General features: G+C 59.1%; 22 protein-coding genes, 1 pseudogene and 2 riboswitches. Of the genes and pseudogenes, 2 read left to right on the top strand and 21 right to left on the bottom strand.

The window, feature by feature from the left end:
* Nucleotides 1–10: 10 nt before the first annotated feature.
* On the bottom strand, nucleotides 11–607 hold the full coding sequence (locus J2Z75_RS18565) for a TetR/AcrR family transcriptional regulator (protein ID WP_209854234.1): 597 nt from the start codon (nucleotides 605–607) through the stop codon (nucleotides 11–13).
* A 104-nt stretch (nucleotides 608–711) separates the two neighbouring features.
* Here J2Z75_RS18565 and J2Z75_RS18560 point away from each other — a divergent pair, with 104 nt between their 5' ends.
* Nucleotides 712–1,755, top strand: coding sequence for a saccharopine dehydrogenase family protein (locus J2Z75_RS18560; protein WP_209854233.1), 1,044 nt, complete (start codon nucleotides 712–714; stop codon nucleotides 1,753–1,755).
* A 290-nt stretch (nucleotides 1,756–2,045) separates the two neighbouring features.
* Here J2Z75_RS18560 and vapC read toward each other — a convergent pair whose 3' ends face one another.
* The 8 genes from vapC to J2Z75_RS18520 all read right to left on the bottom strand — a co-directional run bounded on the left by vapC (nucleotide 2,046) and on the right by J2Z75_RS18520 (nucleotide 8,997).
* A complete protein-coding gene (gene vapC, locus J2Z75_RS18555; protein WP_209854232.1) occupies nucleotides 2,046–2,447 on the bottom strand; it encodes a type II toxin-antitoxin system tRNA(fMet)-specific endonuclease VapC in 402 nt (133 codons plus the stop codon).
* The gene (gene vapB / locus J2Z75_RS18550) at nucleotides 2,447–2,677 is read right to left on the bottom strand and encodes a type II toxin-antitoxin system VapB family antitoxin (RefSeq protein WP_209854231.1); all 231 of its coding nucleotides are present in this window, start codon (nucleotides 2,675–2,677) and stop codon (nucleotides 2,447–2,449) included. The genes vapC and vapB overlap by 1 nt, the downstream gene beginning before the upstream one ends.
* Before the next feature lie 359 nt (nucleotides 2,678–3,036).
* Nucleotides 3,037–3,330 (bottom strand): DoxX family protein, encoded by a 294-nt coding sequence (locus J2Z75_RS29700; protein WP_407692784.1) that lies wholly within the window; start codon nucleotides 3,328–3,330, stop codon nucleotides 3,037–3,039.
* Between the two features lie 29 nt (nucleotides 3,331–3,359).
* Complete coding sequence (locus J2Z75_RS18540) at nucleotides 3,360–4,409, bottom strand: ABC transporter ATP-binding protein (RefSeq protein WP_209854229.1); 1,050 nt, start codon at nucleotides 4,407–4,409, stop codon at nucleotides 3,360–3,362.
* Nucleotides 4,410–4,419: 10 nt separating this feature from the next.
* Nucleotides 4,420–5,928, bottom strand: coding sequence for an apiosidase-like domain-containing protein (locus J2Z75_RS18535; protein WP_209854228.1), 1,509 nt, complete (start codon nucleotides 5,926–5,928; stop codon nucleotides 4,420–4,422).
* A gap of 2 nt (nucleotides 5,929–5,930) precedes the next feature.
* Nucleotides 5,931–6,797, bottom strand: a complete 867-nt coding sequence (locus J2Z75_RS18530) for a carbohydrate ABC transporter permease (protein ID WP_209854227.1) — start codon at nucleotides 6,795–6,797, stop codon at nucleotides 5,931–5,933.
* On the bottom strand, nucleotides 6,794–7,678 hold the full coding sequence (locus J2Z75_RS18525) for a carbohydrate ABC transporter permease (RefSeq protein WP_407692783.1): 885 nt from the start codon (nucleotides 7,676–7,678) through the stop codon (nucleotides 6,794–6,796). Before J2Z75_RS18525 ends, J2Z75_RS18530 begins: the two co-directional genes overlap by 4 nt.
* Before the next feature lie 74 nt (nucleotides 7,679–7,752).
* Entirely contained in the window at nucleotides 7,753–8,997 is a 1,245-nt protein-coding gene (locus J2Z75_RS18520) for an ABC transporter substrate-binding protein (protein ID WP_209854225.1), read from the bottom strand.
* Between the two features lie 237 nt (nucleotides 8,998–9,234).
* Between J2Z75_RS18520 and J2Z75_RS18515 the strand changes: the two genes are divergently transcribed.
* Nucleotides 9,235–10,449, top strand: a complete 1,215-nt coding sequence (locus J2Z75_RS18515; RefSeq protein ID WP_209854224.1) for an ROK family transcriptional regulator — start codon at nucleotides 9,235–9,237, stop codon at nucleotides 10,447–10,449.
* Nucleotides 10,450–10,562: 113 nt separating this feature from the next.
* On the opposite strand, the pseudogene J2Z75_RS18510 reads toward J2Z75_RS18515, so the two are convergent.
* The 12 genes and pseudogenes from J2Z75_RS18510 to J2Z75_RS18455 all read right to left on the bottom strand — a co-directional run.
* Nucleotides 10,563–10,718 (bottom strand): annotated as a pseudogene (locus tag J2Z75_RS18510) (type II toxin-antitoxin system RelE/ParE family toxin); the annotation flags it as partial.
* Nucleotides 10,715–10,957 carry a type II toxin-antitoxin system ParD family antitoxin gene (locus tag J2Z75_RS18505; protein WP_209854223.1) on the bottom strand — a complete coding sequence of 81 codons (243 nt, stop codon included), beginning with the start codon at nucleotides 10,955–10,957 and terminating at the stop codon, nucleotides 10,715–10,717. The gene J2Z75_RS18505 and the pseudogene J2Z75_RS18510, both read right to left, overlap by 4 nt.
* A gap of 175 nt (nucleotides 10,958–11,132) precedes the next feature.
* Complete coding sequence (locus J2Z75_RS18500) at nucleotides 11,133–11,450, bottom strand: DUF982 domain-containing protein (RefSeq protein WP_209854222.1); 318 nt, start codon at nucleotides 11,448–11,450, stop codon at nucleotides 11,133–11,135.
* A 227-nt stretch (nucleotides 11,451–11,677) separates the two neighbouring features.
* Nucleotides 11,678–12,442 (bottom strand): ABC transporter ATP-binding protein, encoded by a 765-nt coding sequence (locus tag J2Z75_RS18495; RefSeq protein ID WP_209854221.1) that lies wholly within the window; start codon nucleotides 12,440–12,442, stop codon nucleotides 11,678–11,680.
* Nucleotides 12,439–13,479: a FecCD family ABC transporter permease gene (locus tag J2Z75_RS18490; RefSeq protein WP_209854220.1), complete on the bottom strand. Its 1,041-nt coding sequence runs from the start codon at nucleotides 13,477–13,479 to the stop codon at nucleotides 12,439–12,441. Before J2Z75_RS18490 ends, J2Z75_RS18495 begins: the two co-directional genes overlap by 4 nt.
* A gap of 8 nt (nucleotides 13,480–13,487) precedes the next feature.
* Nucleotides 13,488–14,537: an ABC transporter substrate-binding protein gene (locus J2Z75_RS18485; protein WP_209854219.1), complete on the bottom strand. Its 1,050-nt coding sequence runs from the start codon at nucleotides 14,535–14,537 to the stop codon at nucleotides 13,488–13,490.
* Nucleotides 14,538–14,788: 251 nt separating this feature from the next.
* A riboswitch (cobalamin riboswitch) is annotated at nucleotides 14,789–15,031 on the bottom strand.
* A 45-nt stretch (nucleotides 15,032–15,076) separates the two neighbouring features.
* Entirely contained in the window at nucleotides 15,077–15,871 is a 795-nt protein-coding gene (locus J2Z75_RS18480) for an SDR family NAD(P)-dependent oxidoreductase (RefSeq protein ID WP_209854218.1), read from the bottom strand.
* Between the two features lie 101 nt (nucleotides 15,872–15,972).
* The gene (nrdF, locus tag J2Z75_RS18475) at nucleotides 15,973–16,947 is read right to left on the bottom strand and encodes a class 1b ribonucleoside-diphosphate reductase subunit beta (protein ID WP_209854217.1); all 975 of its coding nucleotides are present in this window, start codon (nucleotides 16,945–16,947) and stop codon (nucleotides 15,973–15,975) included.
* A gap of 49 nt (nucleotides 16,948–16,996) precedes the next feature.
* Complete coding sequence (gene nrdE / locus J2Z75_RS18470; RefSeq protein ID WP_268842084.1) at nucleotides 16,997–19,150, bottom strand: class 1b ribonucleoside-diphosphate reductase subunit alpha; 2,154 nt, start codon at nucleotides 19,148–19,150, stop codon at nucleotides 16,997–16,999.
* Nucleotides 19,120–19,536: a class Ib ribonucleoside-diphosphate reductase assembly flavoprotein NrdI gene (nrdI, locus tag J2Z75_RS18465; RefSeq protein ID WP_209854216.1), complete on the bottom strand. Its 417-nt coding sequence runs from the start codon at nucleotides 19,534–19,536 to the stop codon at nucleotides 19,120–19,122. Before nrdI ends, nrdE begins: the two co-directional genes overlap by 31 nt.
* Nucleotides 19,537–19,554: 18 nt before the next feature.
* Entirely contained in the window at nucleotides 19,555–19,776 is a 222-nt protein-coding gene (gene nrdH / locus J2Z75_RS18460; RefSeq protein ID WP_209854215.1) for a glutaredoxin-like protein NrdH, read from the bottom strand.
* A 264-nt stretch (nucleotides 19,777–20,040) separates the two neighbouring features.
* A riboswitch (cobalamin riboswitch) is annotated at nucleotides 20,041–20,264 on the bottom strand.
* A gap of 271 nt (nucleotides 20,265–20,535) precedes the next feature.
* The gene (locus J2Z75_RS18455; protein WP_209854214.1) at nucleotides 20,536–21,735 is read right to left on the bottom strand and encodes a multidrug effflux MFS transporter; all 1,200 of its coding nucleotides are present in this window, start codon (nucleotides 21,733–21,735) and stop codon (nucleotides 20,536–20,538) included.
* Nucleotides 21,736–21,755 lie beyond the last annotated feature (20 nt).

Below are 21,755 nucleotides of genomic sequence, written 5' to 3'. Positions count from 1 at the left end.
GTGAACCCAATCAACTGCGGCTCGCAGCAATCAGCGCATGGGCGGCATCGCGGAGCAAGCCGGTTGCCTCGCCGGGTTCAAAGAGTTGCATGCTGACAAAGGCGCCATTGATCAGGACCGCGAGCTGACCGGCAAGCCGGTCAGGTGCCGCAACCGACAGCCCCTGAGCTATGGTCCTCAGGCGTCGCCGCATCTCGCACATGTGGGCCTCGGCGACCTTGCGGGCGGGATGACCCGCTTCTGGAAACTCGGCCGCCGTGTTGATCTGCGGGCAACCCCGGTAGTTGTCCCGTCCGACCCTCTCGCCGATCCACTCGAAATGAGCGTCGAGCTCGGCCCTGGGGTCGTCCTGATGCTGTTCTTTCACCCGCTCCCAAGTGCTCCAGAAATCCTGGTCCTCACGCTTGAGGAAGGCGGCGATCAAATCATCCTTCGTGCCGAAATGGCGGTAGAGGCTGGTTTTGGCGACACCGGATTTTTCAACCACCAGATCGACGCCGACAGCGCGCACGCCACGGCGATAAAAGAGCTCCGATGCTGTCGCTAGAATTCTGTCCCGTACGTCGTTGATACCGGACGCGGGAGAGTTCGCTGTGTTCTTTGCCATATCTTTATCTCCAAGATTTCCCTTTCTAGCAGAAAGCCGATTGACACGCTACAGACCTGTATGTTGTATTAGCTACAGACAGGTCTGTAGCGAAGGAGAGAGCGATGACCAATAACCACGAGCAAATCACCAGGATACTACAGCCCGTAGCGGTCATAGGCGCGAACGGCCACACCGGCCGCTTTGTCGTCGCCGAACTGTTGCGGCGCGGATTCAAGCCGATTGCGATCGGGCGTAGTAGTGTGCGGCTGGCGGAGGCGGGTTATTACGAGCGCGGCATCGAATGCCGTGAAGCTGCAGTGGAAGACGACGCGGCGCTGGATCGGGCGCTCGCCGGCGCGGCGGTGGTCATTAACTGCGCCGGGCCGTTCATGGATACGGCCGACGCTGTGGTACGCGCCGCCTTGCGGGCGGGCATCCACTATCTGGACGTGACGGCCGAGCAGCCGAGCGTGCAGGCGACGTTCGAACGCCACGAGGTTGCGGCCCGCGATGCAGGCGTCGCCGTCATCCCTGCCATGGGCTTTTACGGCGGCCTAGCCGATTTGCTCGTCGCAACCGTCATGGGTGAGTGGGATCACGCCGACACCATCGAAATCCACGTCGCGCTCGACAGCTGGCTCCCAACAAAAGGCACGCGCATCACCGGAGAAAAGAATACTGCGAAGCGCCTTGCCGTCAGCGGCGGGCAGATGCAACCAGTGCATCAGCCTCCTGTCGAAAAAGTATCCGTCCTACCCGCCCCGTTCGGCCAGCAGACCTTCGTCGAGCTTCCCTTTTCGGAAGTGCCGCTGATCACCCGTCACGTTCGGACGAAGGAGTTGCACGCCTTTCTCAGCAAGGCAGCCCTAGGGGACGTACGCGATCCATCGACGCCTCCGCCGCGGGCCGTGGATGAAACCGGACGTTCGGCGCAGCGCTTCGCCGTGGAGGTCGTCGTCACGCAAGGAGAACTGCGCCGCCGGATCATCGCGCAAGGCCAGGACATCTACGCCGTCACGGCGCCGATCATCTGTGAAGCGGCCCAGCGCATCTTGTCGGGCGACATCCGCGATACCGGCGCAAAGCCGCCCGCCGCGATTTTCAACGCCGACAGCTTCCTGCGCGAGCTTGACCCGCATCTGTCGATCGAGACATTGGAAGTGTAGTCGGAAACGCTAAATCTAGACACCAGAAAGTCCCTCACAACAGTGTGGGACCTTTCTCACCGCTCATTTGAGAAAGCGGGGCTCGACAACCCCGCGGCCAAGCCTGGCAACATGGCATAACGACAGAGCAACGAACTATCAGCCATTTCGGTGCGGCGTGTTCAGTGCCAAATAATGTGGCTAAATTTCCTTCGCCTTGAACCAATACGAACCTTCGACCCGTCAGTAGGTGCCGACGGAGAGACGTTATCGGGGGGCTATCGACGGCTATGGTGAGCAAACGTTTTAGACTAGCCCGTCCAGTCTTCCACCCGTAAGCCGGGAACGCGATCAAATTCCCTTCGATTATTCGTAACGACAATCAACCCGCGCGAGCGAGCGTGTCCCGCAATCAATTGATCGTATGGACCGATTGGAGTTCCACTGCGCGCCAGTTCGGCTCGTAATTGACCCGTATGGCTTGCTGCCGGTTGATCGTACGATAACACTTCAAGGCGCGCCGCGAAGCCCTCCACAACGGGAAGGTTCTTTTCAGGACTGGCTGACTTTTCCGCTCCGTAGATCAGTTCCATCAAACTAACCGAGCTGATGCACAATTGATCATGGAAACGATTGAACGCCTCGCGCGCATGCTGTGGTCGATTTTTGATCGTAAAAATGCAAATGTTGGTGTCCAGCATGTACTTCAGCATTAAAATGCCTCGCGCTCCTGCGAGGCGGCCTGATCACGCTCACTCATGAAGTCGGATGTGGCCGCCGCTCCTTCAAACCAGCTGTCCCAGACCTCGCCAGCAGGTGCGATAATGCGAGTGCGTCCGACAGCGACAATATCGACGCGCTTCACATCATCAGGCAAAGCGACTGCCTTTGGAAGACGGACAGCTTGGCTTCGATTGCTTTGGAATACTGCACCCTGTTCCACCCAACGTCCCTCCGGATTGCATCCCGACTAATGATATACATAACGCTCCGTTTGGGATATGTCAATGGGATATACATCAGGCACGCACCACCAATTTTCGATACGGCTTCATAGCCCAATGCCTTCGCACTGCAGGAATCGAACCGCCGCTGCGAATAAAAAACAATCTATTTCAGATCTTAAGCCCAGTTTTTGGCGTAAGCATTTTTATGGAACTTTCTTCTAGAGGATATGGTGAATCGCTGTTCGCCCCGCACAAAGCCGGTCGATGTCGTGCCATCCGTCAGAAAAGATACGTCCTCCTGACCGATCAAATATCCTTGTATGGAACGACCGGCCTTCAATAAAATTTGTCGCGGCTAGAATTCTCGGCGGATAGTGCGGTCGACAGACAGTCTCTCACCTCCACGAACGGCGATGGCCAAGCAGACTATCGTCCAAAGTACACTATATTCCATTGCTCCCCACCCCCGCGCTGAGGTGACCCAGATCGTTACTGCGAGGAGGCCAGCGCAGATTGCGGCGGCCGGTCGTGTGAGAAAACCGGCGGCGACCAGCAAGCCACCAAAAAGCTCAATGACACCGGTAACCATCACAAGCAATTCCGCCGGTTCAAAGCCGATGGCACGGAACGCCCCCGCAACAGGAAACACCAATGCCGCGGCGGCGCATACGAGGCGAGTCAAATTCGTCTACCAGTTGCGGTTTCAAAAACGTGGGAACGGGGAGAAGCAAGGCTTACCATCAGCGTCTCGCCGGGCTTTGCGCTCAGGCGCTCCTTCGAGACGATGGTTATCTCCTCGCCGGCGAGGCGCGCCGTAATATGGGTCTCCGCACCGGTCGGCTCGATCACCAGAACCTCGACAGGAACGGCCCCCTCGCCGCCAATAACGATATCTTCCGGGCGGATGCCATAGGAAATCTCCGTGCCGACCATAACATTCGCAAGGCCCGGCAGTTCTAGCAGCCCGGCGACCGTGATCCCCATCCTGTTGGCTTTCGCCGGCAGGATGTTCATGGCCGGGCTTCCCATGAATGTCGCGACGAACAGGTTGTCCGGGCGGTCGTAGAGCTCTAGCGGCGAGCCGATCTGCTCGACGCGCCCGGCATTCATCACCACAATCTTGTCAGCCATCGTCATGGCCTCGATCTGATCGTGGGTCACATAGACGATCGTCGATTTGAGACGCTGATGCAGCGCCTTGATTTCGGCGCGCATCTTGACCCGGAGTTTCGCGTCGAGGTTCGACAAAGGTTCGTCGAACAGGAAAACTTTGGGATGCCGCACGATCGCGCGGCCCATAGCGACGCGTTGCCGCTGGCCGCCAGAGAGCTGGGCCGGCTTGCGATCGAGGAGCGGTGTCAGCGACAGGATATCGGCAGCCTTGTCGACTTCCGCCTTGATGTCGGCCTTGCTGCGCCCCGCAAGTTCCAGCGCAAAACCCATGTTCTGCGCCACCGTCATCTGCGGATAGAGCGCATAGTTCTGGAAGACCATGGCGATGTCCCGGTCTTTCGGCTCCAGATCGTTGACCCGCCGGCCATCTATGACGATCTCGCCCGATGTGATGGATTCCAGTCCTGCGATCATCCGAAGAAGCGTGGATTTCCCGCAGCCGGACGGACCGACCAGAATGACGAATTCGCCATCCAGGATCGGAACGTCCACGCCATGCATCACCGGGACGGCGCCGTAGGACTTCTTCAGATTGGAGATTTCGACGGTTGCCATGGGGAGTACCTCAGTCGAGTTTTCGGATGCGCAGGGCAAGATTGGGACGGCCCGGAAGTTCGATGCCGAACGCCGCCTCTGCCTTGCCGCCACGGACGATGTTGCCGTGGCGCTGCGGATGGGGAATGTGCGCGGCAATGCGCTTTGCCGGTGTTATCGTCATGTTCCAGGTGTCGATCAGGTCGATCTCGTAAGCACCGTCTTCGGCCGGAAGCCCCGTCGTCCACTGGTTCGGCTGGTGTTCGCCGAAATAGATGAAATCCACCTTGCCGCCGAGGTCACGCGCGCCGGAAATCCGGCTCCACGGCCACTGGTCGTTCATCCCCATCGGCTCAAGCCCTTCAAGCCGGTCTTCCTGGAGCAGCTGCAGCAGGAACTTGATCCTCTTCCAGCTTTCGCCGTGAAGGGTGCCGCCCTTGGCCCACCAGATCAGGTCGTCCCGGTCCGCATAGGTTTCGCCGTGGCCGGCATAACCGCCGCGCAAAACGGTCGTCCAGAAGCGGTGGACGAGTTCCTGCGCTGTGATATTGCCCCAGCTCGGCCAGATGTTGCCCTCATATTCCGGCTCGTCGTTGACGACGGGTTTACCGTAGGCGACGCGCCATTCCGGCGTGCGCTTCACATCCCAGTTCTGGATACAGACATGGGTGATCCACGGCTTGCGGTGATCGAAATTCATGGTCTGTTCGCCATTGTGAATCGAGCGGAGATGCTGGGCCGGATCGTTTTCCTCCAGAATGTGGCAGAAGCGGTCCCACGCCTGAACAGGGATCGTGTCGAGCAGAAAATCATATTCGTTGGCGAGTGCCCACCAGACGTTCCGGAAGGCCGAAAATCGTGCCGCCATGTATTTCACGTAACGCAGGTTCTGCTCTTCCGACATGGTGGCGTAGCCCCATCGGTCGTAGGGATGGAAGAGGATCAGGTCGGCTTCGATGCCGAGCTCGCCGAGACGGGCGATCTGCGTTTCCAGGTGCCGGAAGGCAACCGGATTCGGGTGATCGAAATCGATAGTGCCATCCGCATTTTCCATGAACATCGGCTGCAGCGGTTCATTGGTGTTGAAGGGATAGTCCTTCGGGAACACCGCCATGCGGATTTTGTTGAAACCGCTCATCTCGAGGCTTGCGAGCGTACGCTCCTGCATCTCCAGCGGCTGGTGGGCCCATGCGTAGCAGGTGGTGCCGAAAGGATAGTAGGGCGTGTTGTCGTCATAGGCGAAATGGAAGCGATTGCGCACGCGCACCGCACCATGCACACCCTCGCGCGCCGGCGCCACCGTGACTGAGCCAGACTGGCCATCGAGTTCCGCGACCGACGACTCGGTGACGAAGGTCCATTCTCCGATGGTGTCGGGCATGAAGCGAAGGAGATAATCCTCGCCGCCATCGTGGAAGCCGGTGACACGAACCTTGCGGTTACCCTGGCTGAAATAGCCATGAAACGTCAGGTCGAGATAGGGATTGTTATCGGCCGGGGCTTTGAAGCGGGTTTCGAAAACATCGTAGAGATGCGTCATGATTATTCCTTGACCGCCCCGGATGTCATGCCGGAGACGAAATAGCGTTGGAACATGAGATAGACGATGGCAGCGGGAAGCACCGTCATGATGATGGCAGCGTTGAGCTGGCCGTAATCGCTCTGGAACTGGCTCTGAAAATTCATGAGCCCGAGCGGCAGTGTCCACATCCGCGGATCCTGCAGGATCACCAGGGCCATGGCGAATTCATTCCAGGTGGCGACGAAATCCAGGATCAGCAGCGCCGAAAGAACCGGAAGCGAAATCGGCAGGAAAATTCGCCGGAAGATGGTGAAGTGGGAAGCCCCGTCGATGCGGGCCGCTTCCGACAGCTCCTTCGGCACGGCCGAGAAAAAGCCGTAGAGAATGAAGACCTGATAGGGGATGCCGAAAGCGAGGTAAGGCAGGATAATGCCCGGATAGGTGTTGATCAGGCCGAAGGCGTTCACCTGCCGGAAGATCGGTGCGAGCATGACCTGGAAGGGCAGCATCGTGCCGAACACGAAGAGCGCGAACAGTGCCCTGCTCATCCGCATCGGCACCTTGGCAAGCGCATAGGCCGCCATGGCCGAGACGAACAGTCCCAGCGGCACCTTGATGAATGTGATGACGATGCCGTTGAACGCGGTGGTCGAGAAATTGCCGCGGTTCCAGGCTGCGACGAAGTTGCCGAAGGCCAGTTCGGTCGGGGGACTAAAGGCGCTCGCGCCCATCACCGTCGCGTTCGACTTCAGCGACGTGAAGACGATGAACAGGAAGGGCATGATCCAGATGATCGCAAGCAAGATGAAGGCGACCCAAAGGGCCACGAGCACGGGATCGACCTTGTTGGAGCCGACGGGGCGAAACGCCTGGGAAAACATCTTCATCGCACCGCATCCTCACGCTTGAACATCCAGCGCATGTAAGGGATCACGACGACCAGCGTGATCAACAGCAGCACCACGGAAACGGCAGCCCCTCGCCCGAACACCCCGAGCTGCATCGATTGCGTATAGGCCCACATCGCCAGCATCTGCGTCGATTGCGCCGGCCCGCCGCCAGTCATGCCGTAGACGATATCGAAGGCCTTCAACGAATTGATGAGCGACAGCACGATGACGACCGTAATTGTCGGAACGAGAGCCGGCAGCGTTACATAGCGGAACACCCCCCAGCGCCCTGCCCCGTCGATGCGGGCCGCCTCGATCAGCGTCGTCGAGACACTCTGCAGCCCTGCGAGAAACAGCACCATGGAAAAGCCGACGGACTGCCAGAGATGGGCCACGAACACGGACCAGAGCGCGATCTTCTTGTCGCCGAGCCAGTCCATGATCCATCCGCTCAGCCCCCAGCTGGTCAGGAGCCCGTTGAAGAGGCCGAAGAACGGGTCGTACATCCATTTCCAGATGGTCGCGACGGCGATCGACGCGATGATGACGGGCAGGTAGAAAATGATGCGAAGCGACGAGCGGCCGGGAATGTTCTGGTTGAGCGCGAGCGCCACGCCGAAGGCGATCAGATTGGGCACGATCACGGCCGCGGTGGTCCAGATCAGCGTGTTCCACAGCGCACCCCAGAAAACCGGGTCCTGCGTCAGGATCGCACGGTAGTTTGCGACGCCCACGAACTTCGCCTGCGGGCTCAATCCATTCCACGACGAGAAGGACATCCGGATGACGTCGATCATCGGATAGACCGCGAACAGCAGGTAGACGATCAGGGCTGGCGCAAGCAGGACATAACCCTGCGTGCTCGGCCGCAACGACAGGCGCACTTTGGACATAGGATCACCGGGCCGGTGCAGGGTCCTGGAGCATGCTCGCAGGACCCTGCCTTGGGAGGTTAGCGATTGGCGATGAAGGTCTGGAGGGTCTTGCCCGCAGCGTCTGGCTTGATGTTGCCGGATGCCACTTCGTTGATGACGCGGAAATATTCCGTTGTCACGTCGAGCGGGAAGGCCTGGTCGCCATTCATGTAGATCTTGGTGTACTTGGCGAAGATATCCATCCACTTCTGGTCAAGCGGATCGACCTTCTCGTACTTCACGTTCGCGTTGATCGAGATCGAACCGAACGCACCGAGATTGTCCTGCTGCACCGTGTCGGAAAGCATGTAGTCGAGGAATTTTGCCGCCGCGTCCGCCTTGCTGCTCTTCGAGGAGACGTAGAGATATTCCGCGAATCCGTAGAGGCGATCGGTTCCGGTCGGGAACGGGAACAGATCGAAATCGGCGAGACGATTTTCGCCGCGCAGCTGACTTACCAGCCAGTCGCCTTCGAGCATCATAGCCGCACGGCCGGCGAGGAACAGGTTGAAGCTCTGCGAATTGTCGATGCCCATGAACGGCGAGAGAATGTAGTTCTGCGACCATTCATTCAGCTCCTGGAAGCTCGCCGTCGCGCAGGCCTCCGTCGACCAGTCGACCTTCATCGCCATCAGCGTATCGTGCTTTTCAGCGCCGCACTTGGCTTCCAGAATCACGTCCATCAGGCGCATCAGATGCCAATTGACCGTGCCGCCGAAGGTCATAGCGGGAATGCCCGCATCCTTCAGCTTGGCCGCATCGGCCTTCAGCTCGTCGTAGGTGGCGGGCGGTTGCGTGATGCCGGCCTTTTCGAACAGCCCCTTGTTGTAATAGATGCCCTCGCCATGGAAGGTATAGGGAACACCGTGGCGACCGCCCTCATAGATATTCGAAAAGCTGCCGGCCGTTCCGACCAGACGCTTGTCCCAACCATACTGGTCGTAATATTTGTCGAGCGGCTGCGAAAGGCCAGCATTGACGAATTCACCGCCGAGGCCAAGACCTGCCCACATGAAGAAGATGTCCGGCCCCTGGCTCGACTGGGCAGCGACGCGCAGGGCGGCTTTGTGCTCATCGACCGAGCGGTTCTCGAGCGAAATGGTGATATCGGGGTTGGCAGCCTCGAATTCCTTGATGATTTTCTGCCAAGCGACGTTGGCGGACTCGTTTTCGAACGACAGTGTCCAGATTTTCAGCTCTTCGGCGGCAGCCGAATTCAGCCCAAGTCCCGCGGTGATCGCCAGCACAGATAGTGTAGCTGCAATAGCAGTTCTGATTTTCATAAAAGCCTCCCATAGAGCGGTCCTCCCCGCTGCCCAAAAAATCGTTGACAAGGCCTCGCTTGTCAATCACTTTTTTCATATTCGAAATAAATGACTACAAAAATCTGGATTTTTGCGCGCATTTATGGCCGAAAAGAGCATTATTTGTCGCTTCGCAACGCAACATACTTCGTCCTCGAAAAATATTGCGTTGCGGTCGAGAGTCTGAATTAAAATTGCGCGGGAGGAGAAAGAAATATGCACGACGTAAAAGAGGTTTTTAGGGATCAGGAAGCGCCAGCCGGCCGCATCGTACGCGCGATTGCCGCGATCGGCGCGGCCACAGCATCGCAACTGGTAAAATCCACCGGCCTCGCCCGCTCTACGGTTTCAACACTTCTTTCGGAATTGAAAGATTGCGGCATTGTTCTCGAACTCGACACCAAGAGCAATGGCTTTGGTCGACCTTCGCAGCTTCTCTCCCTTAACCCCGCAACAGGGCGCTGCGCGGGCGTCCTCCTAGGTCTCGGCGAAATCCGCATCGTTATCTGCGACCTTGCCCATACCGTGCTTTCCGATGTCTGGTTCGAGATGCGCCGCGACTATACGCCGGAAGAAGCGGCTGAGCAGATCAAGGACAATCTGACCCGGCAATGCGCCTCGCTCGACCTTGCCATTGAGGACCTCCTAGGCGTTGGTCTCGCAATCTCCGCTCCACTCAGCTATGACGGGCGCGTACTGAATGGCGACGTGTTGCCGACCTGGGGCGGCGTCGATCTCGCCGCGATCTTTTCAAAACATCTTGAGTGTCCGCTGCATGCGGAAAACGAAAGCCATTGCGGCGCCCTTGCCGAAATGACCTGGGGTGCGGCGATCGGTGAAAAGGACTTTGTGCTCTACAAGTTCGATCTTGGCGTAGGCGGCGCAATTGTACGCGACGGCGTCGTCCAGCGGGGCTTCAACGGCAGTGCAGCTGAATTCGGCCACATTGCTCTTGATCCCAACGGTAGTCTCTGCCGCTGCGGCAATCGTGGCTGCTTGCAGACCTTTGTCGGTGGCTATCATCTCATGCGGCATGCGGAAGAATTTGGCGGCCAGCCGGTTACAATCGATCAGTTTATCGAGCGCGCCCGAGAAGGACGGTTAGGATACCGGCGGCTGATCGAGGATGCTGCGGAAAAGGCGGGTTGGGGCATGGGTGTCACAGCCACAATCCTCAATCCACCGCTCTTCATCATCGTCGGCAAGCTGGCGACGATCGGAGAGGCATTCACAAATCCCCTGAAGCGCAGTTTCGCGCGTCACACGCTACCCCCACCCGACCAGGTTGCCGACATGCCAAGACCCCGTTTCGTTGTGGGTAAGTTCCTTGGCAACGACGATACCGTGCTCGGTGCAGTGGCACTTGTGCTGCATCAGCACGGGCGAGTGGCTAATCGCTCTGAGACCAGAATCAAAAGCACCGCCGCATAATTGGTGCTGTCTCAGATTCAAAATCGCAGCCTTCCAGATTGTTTGAGCATAAATGAATACATGGGTCGCCTTGAACCAATTCGAACCTAAGGCACACCAAAACCCACAGCTCCATCCGTGGCGCTATGTGGATTAGCCGCTATCAGATCAAATAGTGCGAAAAGTTCATCGTGGTAGCGTTTTGCCTGGTCTAATCCGAACATACGAGCACCCTGCTCGGCGATCGCAATGATGTCTTCTTCCGCCTCGACAGAAAGTTTAAAACTCATGACTTGCTGGCACGGGCCATCGCCTCGACAAAGAGTTCATCCTTCGATCGAATGCCAATGCCACTTTGGAGCCCGGCCTCGACGAAACTTTGCATGGCGGCAATCTTGTCGCTTCGTGTCTGGTCGCGTCGGATCAGGTCGCGCACGTAGTCGCTAGCGTTCGAATATCGCCCAGTCCTGGCCTGCGCCTCCACCCAATCCTTCATCGGGTCTGGAAGAGATACGTTCATGGTCGCCATCGGAAATCTCCATTTGAAGGGATCAAATTCGATTTTGGCAAAGTTTGTCAAATATTTCCACATCTACATGGGGTCGGATCCGTCCCCCCCATTCTCTCTGCCGGTGGGATAACGCCTTTATGGAACTAAAATATACGTTTCGCAGGAGCCGTTTATGTTTCAGAGTTGCTCGTTTTCAAGCGTGTTTCGCGCCTGAACTTGTATTTCTGATGGACTTTCGGGACTCCTCACCCTGGATGACGCAAATGTAACAAATGAGGGCCTCGTCTGCAGCGCACATGAGCGCCTCACGCGCCGCATACGCCGGCACGATATCCCGCAATGCATCGCGACAAGCCCGTAGAGCATCAATATATTTGCTGCCGTCATGCGAAGGCCATTGTTCAATTAGCAACTGAGCGGCGGCGTCGACCGTGTCTATACGCCTGTATTTTTCTCCAACACTCATGAGTATCCAAAGTGCAGGAAAATGATGCGGCATGTTCGAGCCCATGACACTTTTCCTCCTGTCTACTTGCATATATTAGCTTTCATGCAAATATCATTCCAAACTGCCTGTCCATCGGGCTGATTGATTTGATCGACAAAGGCACGAAACCAGAGGTTCTGCCTGCGAACGTGGGGCGCTTTTATAAAAGCATTGGGCTTACCGCCGCTGCATGCTGGGCTTACCCGAAAAATAAGCCGTCGCGCCGAGCGGGAGCAAACACCCGTTTACAGTTAATCCAGCCGGTAGTGCACATGCTGCCGCCCATGATGGGCCGAGCGCTCGATATAGGCCCGCACACCAAACACATTGGCGATCAGCTCTTCGGTCAGTACGTCCTCCGGCGTTCCCGCAGCCACGACCTTTCCCTGGTGAAGAACGGCCAGAGTATCGCAGAACATCGCCGCGAGATTGAGATCGTGCAGCGCAATAATGCTGGTCGCCGGCAGTCGCGCCACGAGACTCAGGATTTCCAGCTGATGCTGGATATCGAGATGATTGGTCGGTTCATCGAGCAGCAGTTCGCTCGGCGTCTGCGCCAGGGCACGGGCGATATGCACCCGCTGGCGTTCGCCGCCCGACAGCGTATGCCACAACTGGCCGGTGCGCTCCGGCATGCCGACCTGGCGAAGTGCGGCATTGACCGCGGCATCGTCCGCAGCACTCCACGGCGACAGCGGCCCACGATGCGGCGTGCGGCCCAGCCGGACGACATCCAGCACGGTCACCTGCGCCTCGGTCGTTGCCTGCTGCTCGACGAAGGCAACGCGCCGGGCGATATCGAGACGCGCCATCGCGGCAATATCGGTGTTTCCGAGCGCGATGACGCCGCTTTTCACATTTCGCAGGCGGCAGATGAGCCGCAGCAGGCTGGATTTGCCCGACCCGTTCGGACCAAGCAACCCCAGCGTCTTGCCGGGGGCGACATCGATGCTGATGCCGTCGACGATCATCAGACCGCCGGCCGACCAGTGCACGTCACGAACCGAAATGCTCAAACCGGCCTCCTTGCCTTGTAGAGAATGAGCGCGAAGGCGGGCGCGCCGAACAATGCCGTCACCACGCCGATCGGCAAGATCTGCTGCGGAATGATGATACGGGAGACGATATCGGCCGCCACCATGAAGATCGCCCCGATCATCGCCGATGCCGGCAGCAGCCGCCGATGCGACGGGCCGACCAGAAACCGCGCGGCATGCGGAATGACGAGCCCGACGAAGCCGATGGAGCCGACGATGCTGACCATCGCCGCCGTCATCAGCGCTGTGGCGCCGAGAAGGATGACGCGGACCCGATTGACCGCGATCCCGAGGGCCGCCGCGGCATCGATACCGAACGTGAAGGCATCGAGCGCACGGGCATAAAACAGCGATACCACAAGACCGATGACCGCGACGGGAGCGGCCAGATAGACATCCGGCCAGCGCACGCCCGAAAGACTGCCGAGCAGCCAGAACATCACGCCGCGCGCCTGCTCGGCATTGGCGGATGTCGTGACGATGTAGGATGTCAGCGCGTTGAAAAGCTGCGAGCCGGCAACGCCTGCGAGAATGATCCGGTCAGCGCCTCCCCCCGCCCCGGCAGCGAGAGCCGAGACCAGCATGAAGGCGACAACCGCGCCGATAAACGCTCCGGTCGACAGTGTCAGGACGCCATAACCGAAGCCGAGGATCATCACCGCGACGGCGCCTGTCGAGGCGCCGGCCGAAATCCCGAGCACATAGGGTTCGGCCAGCGGGTTGCGCAGCAGCGCCTGCAGGATGGCCCCTGACAATGCCAGCGCCGCCCCGGCACTGGCCGCCAGCAGCGCGCGGCTGAGACGGTAGTCCCAGACGATGCCCTGATGGATGCGGCTCAATTCGAAGGCCGTGCCGAACAGTCGGTTGGAAACAGCCTTTGCCGTCGTTTCAAGCGGGATGGAAATCTCGCCGATGGAGACGGCAAGACTGATGATGAAACCGAGTGCTACGAAGCTGAGGGTGACGAGCGCCAGATGCGCCCACCACCTCCGACCGATCGCGACCGGTTGGACCATGGTTAGGCTCACTGCGACAATCCGAGGGACTTGATGCCCTTGGCAAGGATCTCGATACCGTCGATCGTGCGGATCGTCGGGTTCATCGATTGCGCGTCCATCTCGACAAAACGCTTGTTCTTCACGGCGTCGAGCTGGCGTGTGACCGGGTCCTTTTCGAGGAAATCGATCTTCACGGCCGGATCGTCGGCCGCGTAACGCCGGCGATCCATGGTGGCGATGACGATCACCGACGGATTGGCTTCGGCGATGGTTTCCCATCCGACCAGCGGCCACTCCTCTTCCGTTGTCACGACATTTTTGGCACCGAGTGTCTTCAGGATATAGGCCGGAGCGCTGTTCTTGCCGGCAATGAAGGCATCGCCCGCGACTTCCTTGCTGGAAAACCAGAAGACGACCGGAAGCGCGCCGAGCTTGGCATTGCCGATCGAGGCGACGGCATCGGCCTCGCGCTTCTTCAGGTCTGCAATGAGCTTGTCGCCGCGATCCCGGATATCGAAAATCGCCGCGAGTTCATCGATCTCCTGATAGATCAGATCCATCGTGAAGAGTTCGCGGCGCACGCCGTCGCCGCCATCGGTGTTGACCTTGGCGACACAATCGGCCGGCGAGACATAGGTGTTGATGCCGAGACCGGAGAACTGTTCGCGCTTGCCGACCGAGCCTTGCGCGCCGACATGCCATTCGAATTCGGCGGCCACGAGATCCGGCTCTTCGCCAACGACGGATTCGAAGCTCGGATCATTGTCTGCAAGCCGCTTGATCTTCCGGTTGTCGGCGTCGAACTGTTTCAGGACCGGCCCGACCCATACCGCGGTGCCGGCGATCTTGTCGGCGAGCCCCAGCGAAAACAGGATTTCGGTCATGCCCTGACCGATCGAAACGATCTTTTCAGGCGGCTTTTCGAAGCTGACGGACTGGCCGCAATTGGTGATTTTCAGCGGATAGGCCGTCGATGCGGCGGCGGTCGGCGTGGAGAGGCTGACAATCGCGAAAACGCTGGCAGCAAGCGGCGCCAGCAACGCAAGGGGGCGGATGGACGTGACGAGATTTGGCATACTGAGTTTCCTGAAACGGATGTCCAAGCCAAGCGACAGCGCGCTTCGGCCTTGGAGTGAAAGGGAAAACGGGCAACGCATCGGAAGCAGGCGCATGGCTACACAAGCGGGAGCGCCGTATTACCGAGACATGGGGCCTGGAATTTCTAGGAGGAAATTGCCGTTTCAAAGAAAATGGCGATGGGACGCTGGGGGTAGCGGTCGAAATCAGTCATGATGGCTCCTGTTCCGGGCAACCCCGCCCGGGAAGTTGGATGTTGCTTTCGACGGCAGGTCTCCTGGCTCGCGGATATCTGTCTTTCGCCTGCCTTCCCGAAAAACCCGTGGGGTTCGCAGTGGCATGGCGCTTCAAGGAAGCGCCACAGGGGCGATCGGCAATCCGCTTACAGTTGCGGGGGCAGCCACGGTCTTGGTCCCTGTTGGGTCTTCCGCACCGTGTTCCCTATTAATCCCCTCGAAGTCATCCATCGGGGAACCGTCTGATCTCACTTAGTCCGAGCACGGCGGCGGCGTCAAGACGGGAGCACCGCCCTTCCCGCCTACGGCATCAACTGGCCGCCATTGACCTCGATGATCTGGCCGGTGATGTAGCCGGACAGCGTCGGGGATGCGAGGAACAGATAGGTGCCGACGCACTCTTCCGGCGTGCCGACGCGACCCATGGGAACCGTTTTCCGTTGCGCGTCCAGCATTTCGGGGCTGGTGTAACGATCATGAAATGGCGTCGCGATAACGCCCGGCGCCACCGCATTGACGCGGATGTCGTCGCCGGCGAATTCCTTGGCATGCCCGCGCGTGATCGTCGATACGAAGCTCTTGGAGGCAGCGTAGAGGATCGCCCCGCCGCCGCCGCCGTTGCGGGCGGCGATCGATGTCGTGTTGATGATGAAGCCGCCCTGTCTCTTCAGCCACGGATGCGCCGCCCTGGTCGCCGCCAGCACGGAGCGGGCATTGAGGTCCATCACCCGCTCGTAATGCGCATCGCTCATCTCGGCCGTTGAGACGCGACCGAGCATGCCGCCGGCATTGTTGATCAATCCATCGAGGCGGCCGAAGTGACTGGCGGCCTCCCCGACCACCCGTTCCGTCACGCCATCGGCCGAGACGTCGCCCTGCACCAGAACCGCCGTGCCGCCGGAGCCCTCTACCTCGGCAAGCAAGTCCATCGCTGCCTGCCGGCTCTCGTTGTAGTGGATCGCCACCTTGGTGCCCTGCGCTGCGAAGGCGCGGACCAGCGCAGCCCCGATGCCTGTCGAAGCACCGGTGATCAGAACTGCCTTTCCATCGAGATCGGCAATCCTGATCCCGTCCCATAGCCCCTGTTGGCCTGTCATCTGCGTCCTCCATTTCCGGTCCGCATCATCGGATCCGGTTGGGAGAATAGGGGCTGGTCAGGAAATATCCAGCGTCCCATGGCAAAGGCACAATCCCCCGCTCAGAAATCCCAGTCGTCATCTTCGGTCGCGACCGCCTTGCCGATGACATAGGACGAGCCGGAGCCTGAAAAGAAGTCGTGATTCTCGTCGGCATTCGGCGACAGCGCCGAAAGAATGGCCGGATTGACCTTGCAGGCTTCGGGCGGAAACAGCGCCTCGTAGCCAAGGTTCATCAGCGCCTTGTTGGCGTTGTAGTGCAGGAACTTCTTGACGTCCTCGGTCAGGCCCACACCGTCATAGAGCGTTTCGGTATATTTGGCCTCGTTGTCATAAAGCTCGAAGAGAAGTTCGTAGGCAAAGTCCTTGATCTCCTGCCGCTTTTCGGCATTCAGCCATTCCAGCCCCTTCTGGAACTTGTAGCCGATATAATAGCCATGCACCGCCTCGTCGCGGATGATCAGGCGGATCATGTCCGCGGTGTTGGTGAGCTTCGCCCGGCTCGACCAGAACATTGGCAGATAGAAACCCGAATAGAACAGGAAGCTTTCCAGAAAGACGCTGGCGATCTTGCGTTTCAGCGGATCGGGGTTGCGGTATTGCTCGAGGATCAGCGCCGATTTCTTCTGCAGATGCTCGTTTTCCTCCGACCAGCGATAGGCGTCGTCCACGTCGGGCGTCGAGCACAGCGTCGAGAAGATCGAGGAATAGGAGCGCGCATGCACCGCTTCCATGAAGGAGATATTGGAATAGACGGCCTCCTCATGCGGCGTGATCGCGTCCTCCATCAGTTTCGGCGCGCCGATACTGGTCTGGATCGTGTCGAGCAGGGTCAATCCGGTGAAGACGCGGATGGTCAACTGCTGCTCTTCCGGCCGCAATGTCGCCCAGGACGGAATGTCGTTGGAGAGCGGCACCTTTTCCGGCAGCCAGAAATTTCCGGTCAGCCGGTTCCACACTTCAAGGTCCTTGTCGTCCTCGATGCGATTCCAGTTGATGGCGCGCACGCGGGAGGCGGGCTTGATGGCGATGTTCATGGGATGTCCTTGATTTTCATTGTTTTCGCACGTGGAATTGCCCCTCACCCTACAACGTACAGGACACGCACCCCTGCACCTCGGTACCGGACAACGCCATCTGCCGAAGGCGGATGTAGTAGATCGTCTTGATGCCCTTCTTCCAGGCATAGATCTGCGCCTTGTTGATATCGCGCGTCGTCGCCGTGTCGCGGAAGAACAGGGTCAGCGACAGGCCCTGGTCGACATGCTGGGTGGCCGCCGCATAGGTGTCGATGATCTTTTCCGGGCCTATCTCGTAGGCGTCCTGATAGTAGTCGAGGTTGTCGTTGGTCAGGTACGGCGCCGGATAGTAGACGCGGCCGATCTTGCCTTCCTTGCGGATCTCGATCTTCGAGACGATCGGATGGATCGAGGAGGTCGAGTGGTTGATGTAGGAGATCGATCCCGTCGGCGGCACGGCCTGCAGGTTCTGGTTGTAGAGCCCGGACGCCATGACGTCCTTCTTCAACGCCAGCCAGTCTGCTTGCGTCGGGATGTGGATGCCGGCGGTCTCGAACAGTTCGGCCACGCGCCCAGTGGCTGGCACCCATTCGGCTTCCGTATACTTGTCGAAATAGTCGCCGGAGGCGTATTTCGAGTTCTCGAAGCCCTTGAAGCTGACGCCTCGCTCAACCGCGATCCGGTTGGAGGCGCGGATGGCATGATAGGTCACCGTATAGAAATAGATGTTGGTAAAATCGACGCCTTCCTCCGAGCCGTAATGGATGCGCTCGCGAGCGAGATAGCCGTGCAGGTTCATCTGGCCGAGGCCGATCGCATGGCTGTCGTCGTTACCCTTCTCGATCGACGGGACAGACGAGATATGGCTCATGTCGGACACTGCGGTCAGCGCCCGGATCGACGTTTCGATCGTCTTGCCGAAGTCGGACGAATCCATTGCTGCTGCGATGTTCAGCGAGCCGAGATTGCAGGAAATGTCCTTGCCCATGTGCTTGTAGGAGAGGTCGTCATTGTAGTCGCTGGCCTCGCTCACCTGCAGGATTTCCGAGCAGAGATTGCTCATGGTGATGCGGCCGGCGATCGGGTTCGCCCGGTTCACCGTGTCCTCGAACATGATGTAGGGATAGCCGCTCTCGAACTGGATTTCGGCCAGCACCTGGAAGAACTCGCGCGCCTTGATCTTCTTCTTGGAGATGCGGGCATCATCCGCCATCTCGCGGTATTTTTCCGTCACCGAGATTTCGGTAAACGGCACGCCGTAGACGCGCTCGACGTCGTAGGGCGAGAACAGGTACATGTCCTCGTTATTCTTCGCCAGTTCGAAGGTGATATCCGGAACGACGACGCCGAGCGACAGCGTCTTGATGCGGATCTTCTCGTCGGCATTTTCGCGCTTGGTATCGAGGAAGCGCATGATGTCGGGGTGATGGGCGTTGAGATAGACGGCGCCAGCCCCCTGCCGCGCGCCGAGCTGGTTGGCATAGGAAAAACTATCTTCCAAAAGCTTCATCACCGGAATGATGCCCGACGACTGGTTCTCGATCTGCTTGATCGGCGCCCCGGCCTCGCGAATATTGGTGAGCGACAAAGCCACGCCGCCGCCGCGCTTGGAGAGCTGCAGCGCCGAATTGATCGAGCGGCCGATACTCTCCATATTGTCCTCGACGCGCAGCAGGAAGCAGGAGACGAGTTCGCCGCGCTGCTTCTTGCCGGCATTGAGGAAGGTCGGCGTCGCCGGCTGGAAACGGCCGGAAATAATCTCGTCGACCATGTCGCGCGCCAGCGCCTCGTTGCCCTGCGCCAGCGCCAGCGCCACCATGCAGATGCGGTCCTCGTAGCGCTCGAGATAGCGTTTTCCGTCAAAGGTCTTCAGCGTGTAGCTGGTGTAATACTTGAAGGCGCCGAGAAAGGTCGGGAAGCGGAATTTCTTCGCATAGGCATGGTCGAACAGGTCGCGCACGAAGTTGAAGGAATACTGGTCGAGCACCTCCCGCTCGTAATAGCCTTCCGTCACCAGGTAATCGAGCTTCTCCCTCAGATTGTGAAAGAAGACCGTGTTCTGGTTGACGTGCTGGAGGAAGTACTGCTTCGCGGCCAGCCGGTCCTTGTCGAGCTGGATCCTCCCCTCGTCGTCATAGAGGTTCAGCATCGCGTTGAGCGCATGATAATCCAGCGCGGTTTCAGCCGCCTTCAAAGGGCGTTCGAGCGTTGAGACGTCCAAAATCGTTCCAATCCGTTGATGACATTGGCGACATCTTCCTCCGTGCCCAGCAGCTCGAACCTGTAGAGGTACGGCACCTGGCACTTCCTGGAGATCACATCGCCCGCGAGACCGAACGTCTCGCCGAAATTGCTGTTGCCGGCTGCGATCACGCCCCGGATGAGAGACCGGTTGTCCGCGTCGTTGAGGAAGCGGATCACCTGTTTGGGAACGGCTCCCTTGCCGTCATCGCCGCAGTAGGTCGGCAGAATGAGGACGAAGGGCTCACGCACGTCCGGCGGCGCATCGCCAGTGCTGACGGGAATGCGGGCCACGCGCAGTCCGAGCTTGGCGACAAAGCGATGGGTGTTTTCCGAAAGGCTGGAATAATAGACGATCAGGCCCATCGCTTGGCACCTGCGCGATCAGGACAGCGCGCTGATCTTGTCCGGCCTGAAGCCGGCCCAATGGTCCAGCCCGGCCACCACCACCGGCACCTGCTGGTAGCCAAGACCGACCACGGTTGCAAAGGCGTCCTCGTCGCTGGAAATGTCGATGACCCGGTAGTCGATGCCGCTGCGCTCGAGCGCGCGATAGGTCGCGGTGCACTGGACGCAGGCAGGCTTGCTGTAGACGGTAATGCTCATGTCGTTCCTCGTTGTCTGTGATGAAAATGGGCGCACGAAAGGGTTCCGAGCCGCTGCACGCGGATCCGATCGTGTTGTTCTCAATGTCGCGCTGGCGAATGGACTAGGCGTACGCCGTCAATCGCGATCCCGCGTCTCCTGGTCTGCGAATGCGTTTGACTGACATGCCTTCACCCCGAAGCCTTTTGGCAGGTATCGGAGGAACGCAACATAAAGCGGAGTCATTCCGCTGCATATCACGCGACCTTCCGGACACCCCGCCCGTGGACGTTTTCGCTCAAGGCAGGTCTCCTGGCTTGCGGGTCGTCGCTTCTGTCCCGTCTTCCCGAAGCGTCATGCTTCAGTGACTTGAAATGGGACAGATGCTCGCCGCTTACAGTTGCGGGGGCAGCTCCGGCATTGCTCCGCCGGACTGGCAGCGCGCACCGTATTCCCGTCTTAGCCTCCGATCCTTACGATTCGGAGGAACCTCGAACACTAGATATGGTATACGACGGAACGGTGACGTCAATGTGTAGTTATCGGAAACATACCGCGAAGAGCGGAATTTTCCGGCTTTGTGGATAACGGGGAGTTAACGCCGTCATGCTGAAGCTGGCTTTGGAAAGACGCGGTGCCCCTCCCCTCTGCGACGTCGCGCGGCTGAAAACGTATCGACGTCCAATCTCGATATCAGCGGTGAAGCCTGTTAAAATTGCCAAGGCCCGGAACGCTTGTCCCGGGCCCTGGCAATTTGTCCAAAATCAATGGCCGGCGATTTTACTCGGCGGCGGCAACCGCGCGGCGCCGACCGATGGTCGCCTGGGTGAGAAGCAGCGCCCCGACCGCGCAGAGCGCGATGCCCATGGCCATCGGGACGGCCGTGCCGTCGAAGAAGACCGACGCGACGACCATCGCAACCGCGGCAGTGACGAAATGCAGCGTGCCCATCAGCGACGATGCCGTACCGGCAATCTCGCCATGCTCTTCCAGGGCAAGCACCGCCGTTGTCGGAATGACCAGACCAAGGAAGCCGTAGCCGACGAAGAGGAAGGCGGCCAGAACCGGCAACTGGTTGAAGCCGAGGCTCATGACGATGGCCATCGCGGCCATGGTGAGCGCGAAAGCGGTCACTGCGATGCGCATGACACGGACAAGGCCGAAGCGTTCGCCGAACCAGCCGGTTGCCTGCGATACCGTGAAGAACGACACGGCATTGATGGAGAAGGCGAAGCTGTATTGCGTCGGCGTCAGACCGTAATAGTCGATCAAGACGAAGGGCGAGTTTGCCAGATAGACGAGGAAGCTGGAAATGCCGAGGCCGCCGATAAAAGTGAGTGTCAGGAAGTTCTTGTCCCGAAGCAGCAGACCATAAGCCGCCATCGCGCTGCGCAGGCCGCTTTCGGCGCGGTGTTCCTTCGGCCGGGTTTCCTGCAATTGCGTCGCCAGCAGGATCAGGCCGATGAAGGCAGCAAGCGTCACGGCCCAGAATACGCCGCGCCAGCCGTAGAACTCGATGACCGCGCTGCCGGTCAGCGGCGCAAGAATGGGCGAAATGCTGAACACCAGCATCAGGAGCGACATCAGACGCGCAGCCTGCACGCCGGTATGCATGTCGCGGACGATGGCGCGCGGAATGACCATGCCGGCGGCACCGCCGATGCCCTGCAGGAAGCGGAAGGCGATCAGGGTTTCGATATCGCTCGCCAGTGCGCAGCCAATGCTGGCGACAGTGAAAATCCCGATGCCGATATAGAGCGGCGCCTTGCGTCCCCACATGTCCGACAGGGGACCGTAGACGAGCTGGGAGAGGGCAAATGAGATGAAGAAGGCGAGCAGGCTCAGCTGGACGATGTGGTTTTCAGCGCCGAGGTCCTGCCCGATCGATGGCAAAGCCGGCAGATACATGTCGATGGCAAAGGGACCGATGGCGGACAAGAGACCAAGAATGAGCGCGGTGCGGAAAAAAGAGGATGTCATGGTGATCATCTTTCAGAAAA

It is taken from the genome of Rhizobium herbae (genome assembly GCF_017873135.1).
GTDB classification, from domain to species: domain Bacteria; phylum Pseudomonadota; class Alphaproteobacteria; order Rhizobiales; family Rhizobiaceae; genus Pararhizobium; species Pararhizobium herbae.
Note: the sequence above shows the minus strand (reverse complement) of the source record. Positions and strands in the feature narration are given on the sequence as shown.

Bases quoted from the DNA above. Each gene is read 5' to 3' on its own strand.
- J2Z75_RS18520 (WP_209854225.1), bottom strand. From the start codon at position 8,997: ATGAAAATCAGAACTGCTATTGCAGCTACACTATCTGTGCTGGCGATC.
- J2Z75_RS18455 (WP_209854214.1), bottom strand. From the start codon at position 21,735: ATGACATCCTCTTTTTTCCGCACCGCGCTCATTCTTGGTCTCTTGTCC.
- J2Z75_RS18480 (WP_209854218.1), bottom strand. From the start codon at position 15,871: ATGACAGGCCAACAGGGGCTATGGGACGGGATCAGGATTGCCGATCTC.
- J2Z75_RS18540 (WP_209854229.1), bottom strand. From the start codon at position 4,409: ATGGCAACCGTCGAAATCTCCAATCTGAAGAAGTCCTACGGCGCCGTC.
- J2Z75_RS18490 (WP_209854220.1), bottom strand. From the start codon at position 13,479: ATGGTCCAACCGGTCGCGATCGGTCGGAGGTGGTGGGCGCATCTGGCG.
- J2Z75_RS18565 (WP_209854234.1), bottom strand. From the start codon at position 607: ATGGCAAAGAACACAGCGAACTCTCCCGCGTCCGGTATCAACGACGTA.
- J2Z75_RS18560 (WP_209854233.1), top strand. From the start codon at position 712: ATGACCAATAACCACGAGCAAATCACCAGGATACTACAGCCCGTAGCG.
- J2Z75_RS18500 (WP_209854222.1), bottom strand. From the start codon at position 11,450: ATGGGCTCGAACATGCCGCATCATTTTCCTGCACTTTGGATACTCATG.
- nrdI (WP_209854216.1), bottom strand. From the start codon at position 19,536: ATGGGCCTGATCGTCTATTATTCCAGCCTTTCGGAAAACACCCATCGC.
- J2Z75_RS18485 (WP_209854219.1), bottom strand. From the start codon at position 14,537: ATGCCAAATCTCGTCACGTCCATCCGCCCCCTTGCGTTGCTGGCGCCG.
- J2Z75_RS18530 (WP_209854227.1), bottom strand. From the start codon at position 6,797: ATGAAGATGTTTTCCCAGGCGTTTCGCCCCGTCGGCTCCAACAAGGTC.
- J2Z75_RS18515 (WP_209854224.1), top strand. From the start codon at position 9,235: ATGCACGACGTAAAAGAGGTTTTTAGGGATCAGGAAGCGCCAGCCGGC.
- vapC (WP_209854232.1), bottom strand. From the start codon at position 2,447: ATGCTGAAGTACATGCTGGACACCAACATTTGCATTTTTACGATCAAA.
- J2Z75_RS18505 (WP_209854223.1), bottom strand. From the start codon at position 10,957: ATGGCGACCATGAACGTATCTCTTCCAGACCCGATGAAGGATTGGGTG.
- J2Z75_RS18535 (WP_209854228.1), bottom strand. From the start codon at position 5,928: ATGACGCATCTCTACGATGTTTTCGAAACCCGCTTCAAAGCCCCGGCC.
- nrdH (WP_209854215.1), bottom strand. From the start codon at position 19,776: ATGAGCATTACCGTCTACAGCAAGCCTGCCTGCGTCCAGTGCACCGCG.
- nrdF (WP_209854217.1), bottom strand. From the start codon at position 16,947: ATGAACATCGCCATCAAGCCCGCCTCCCGCGTGCGCGCCATCAACTGG.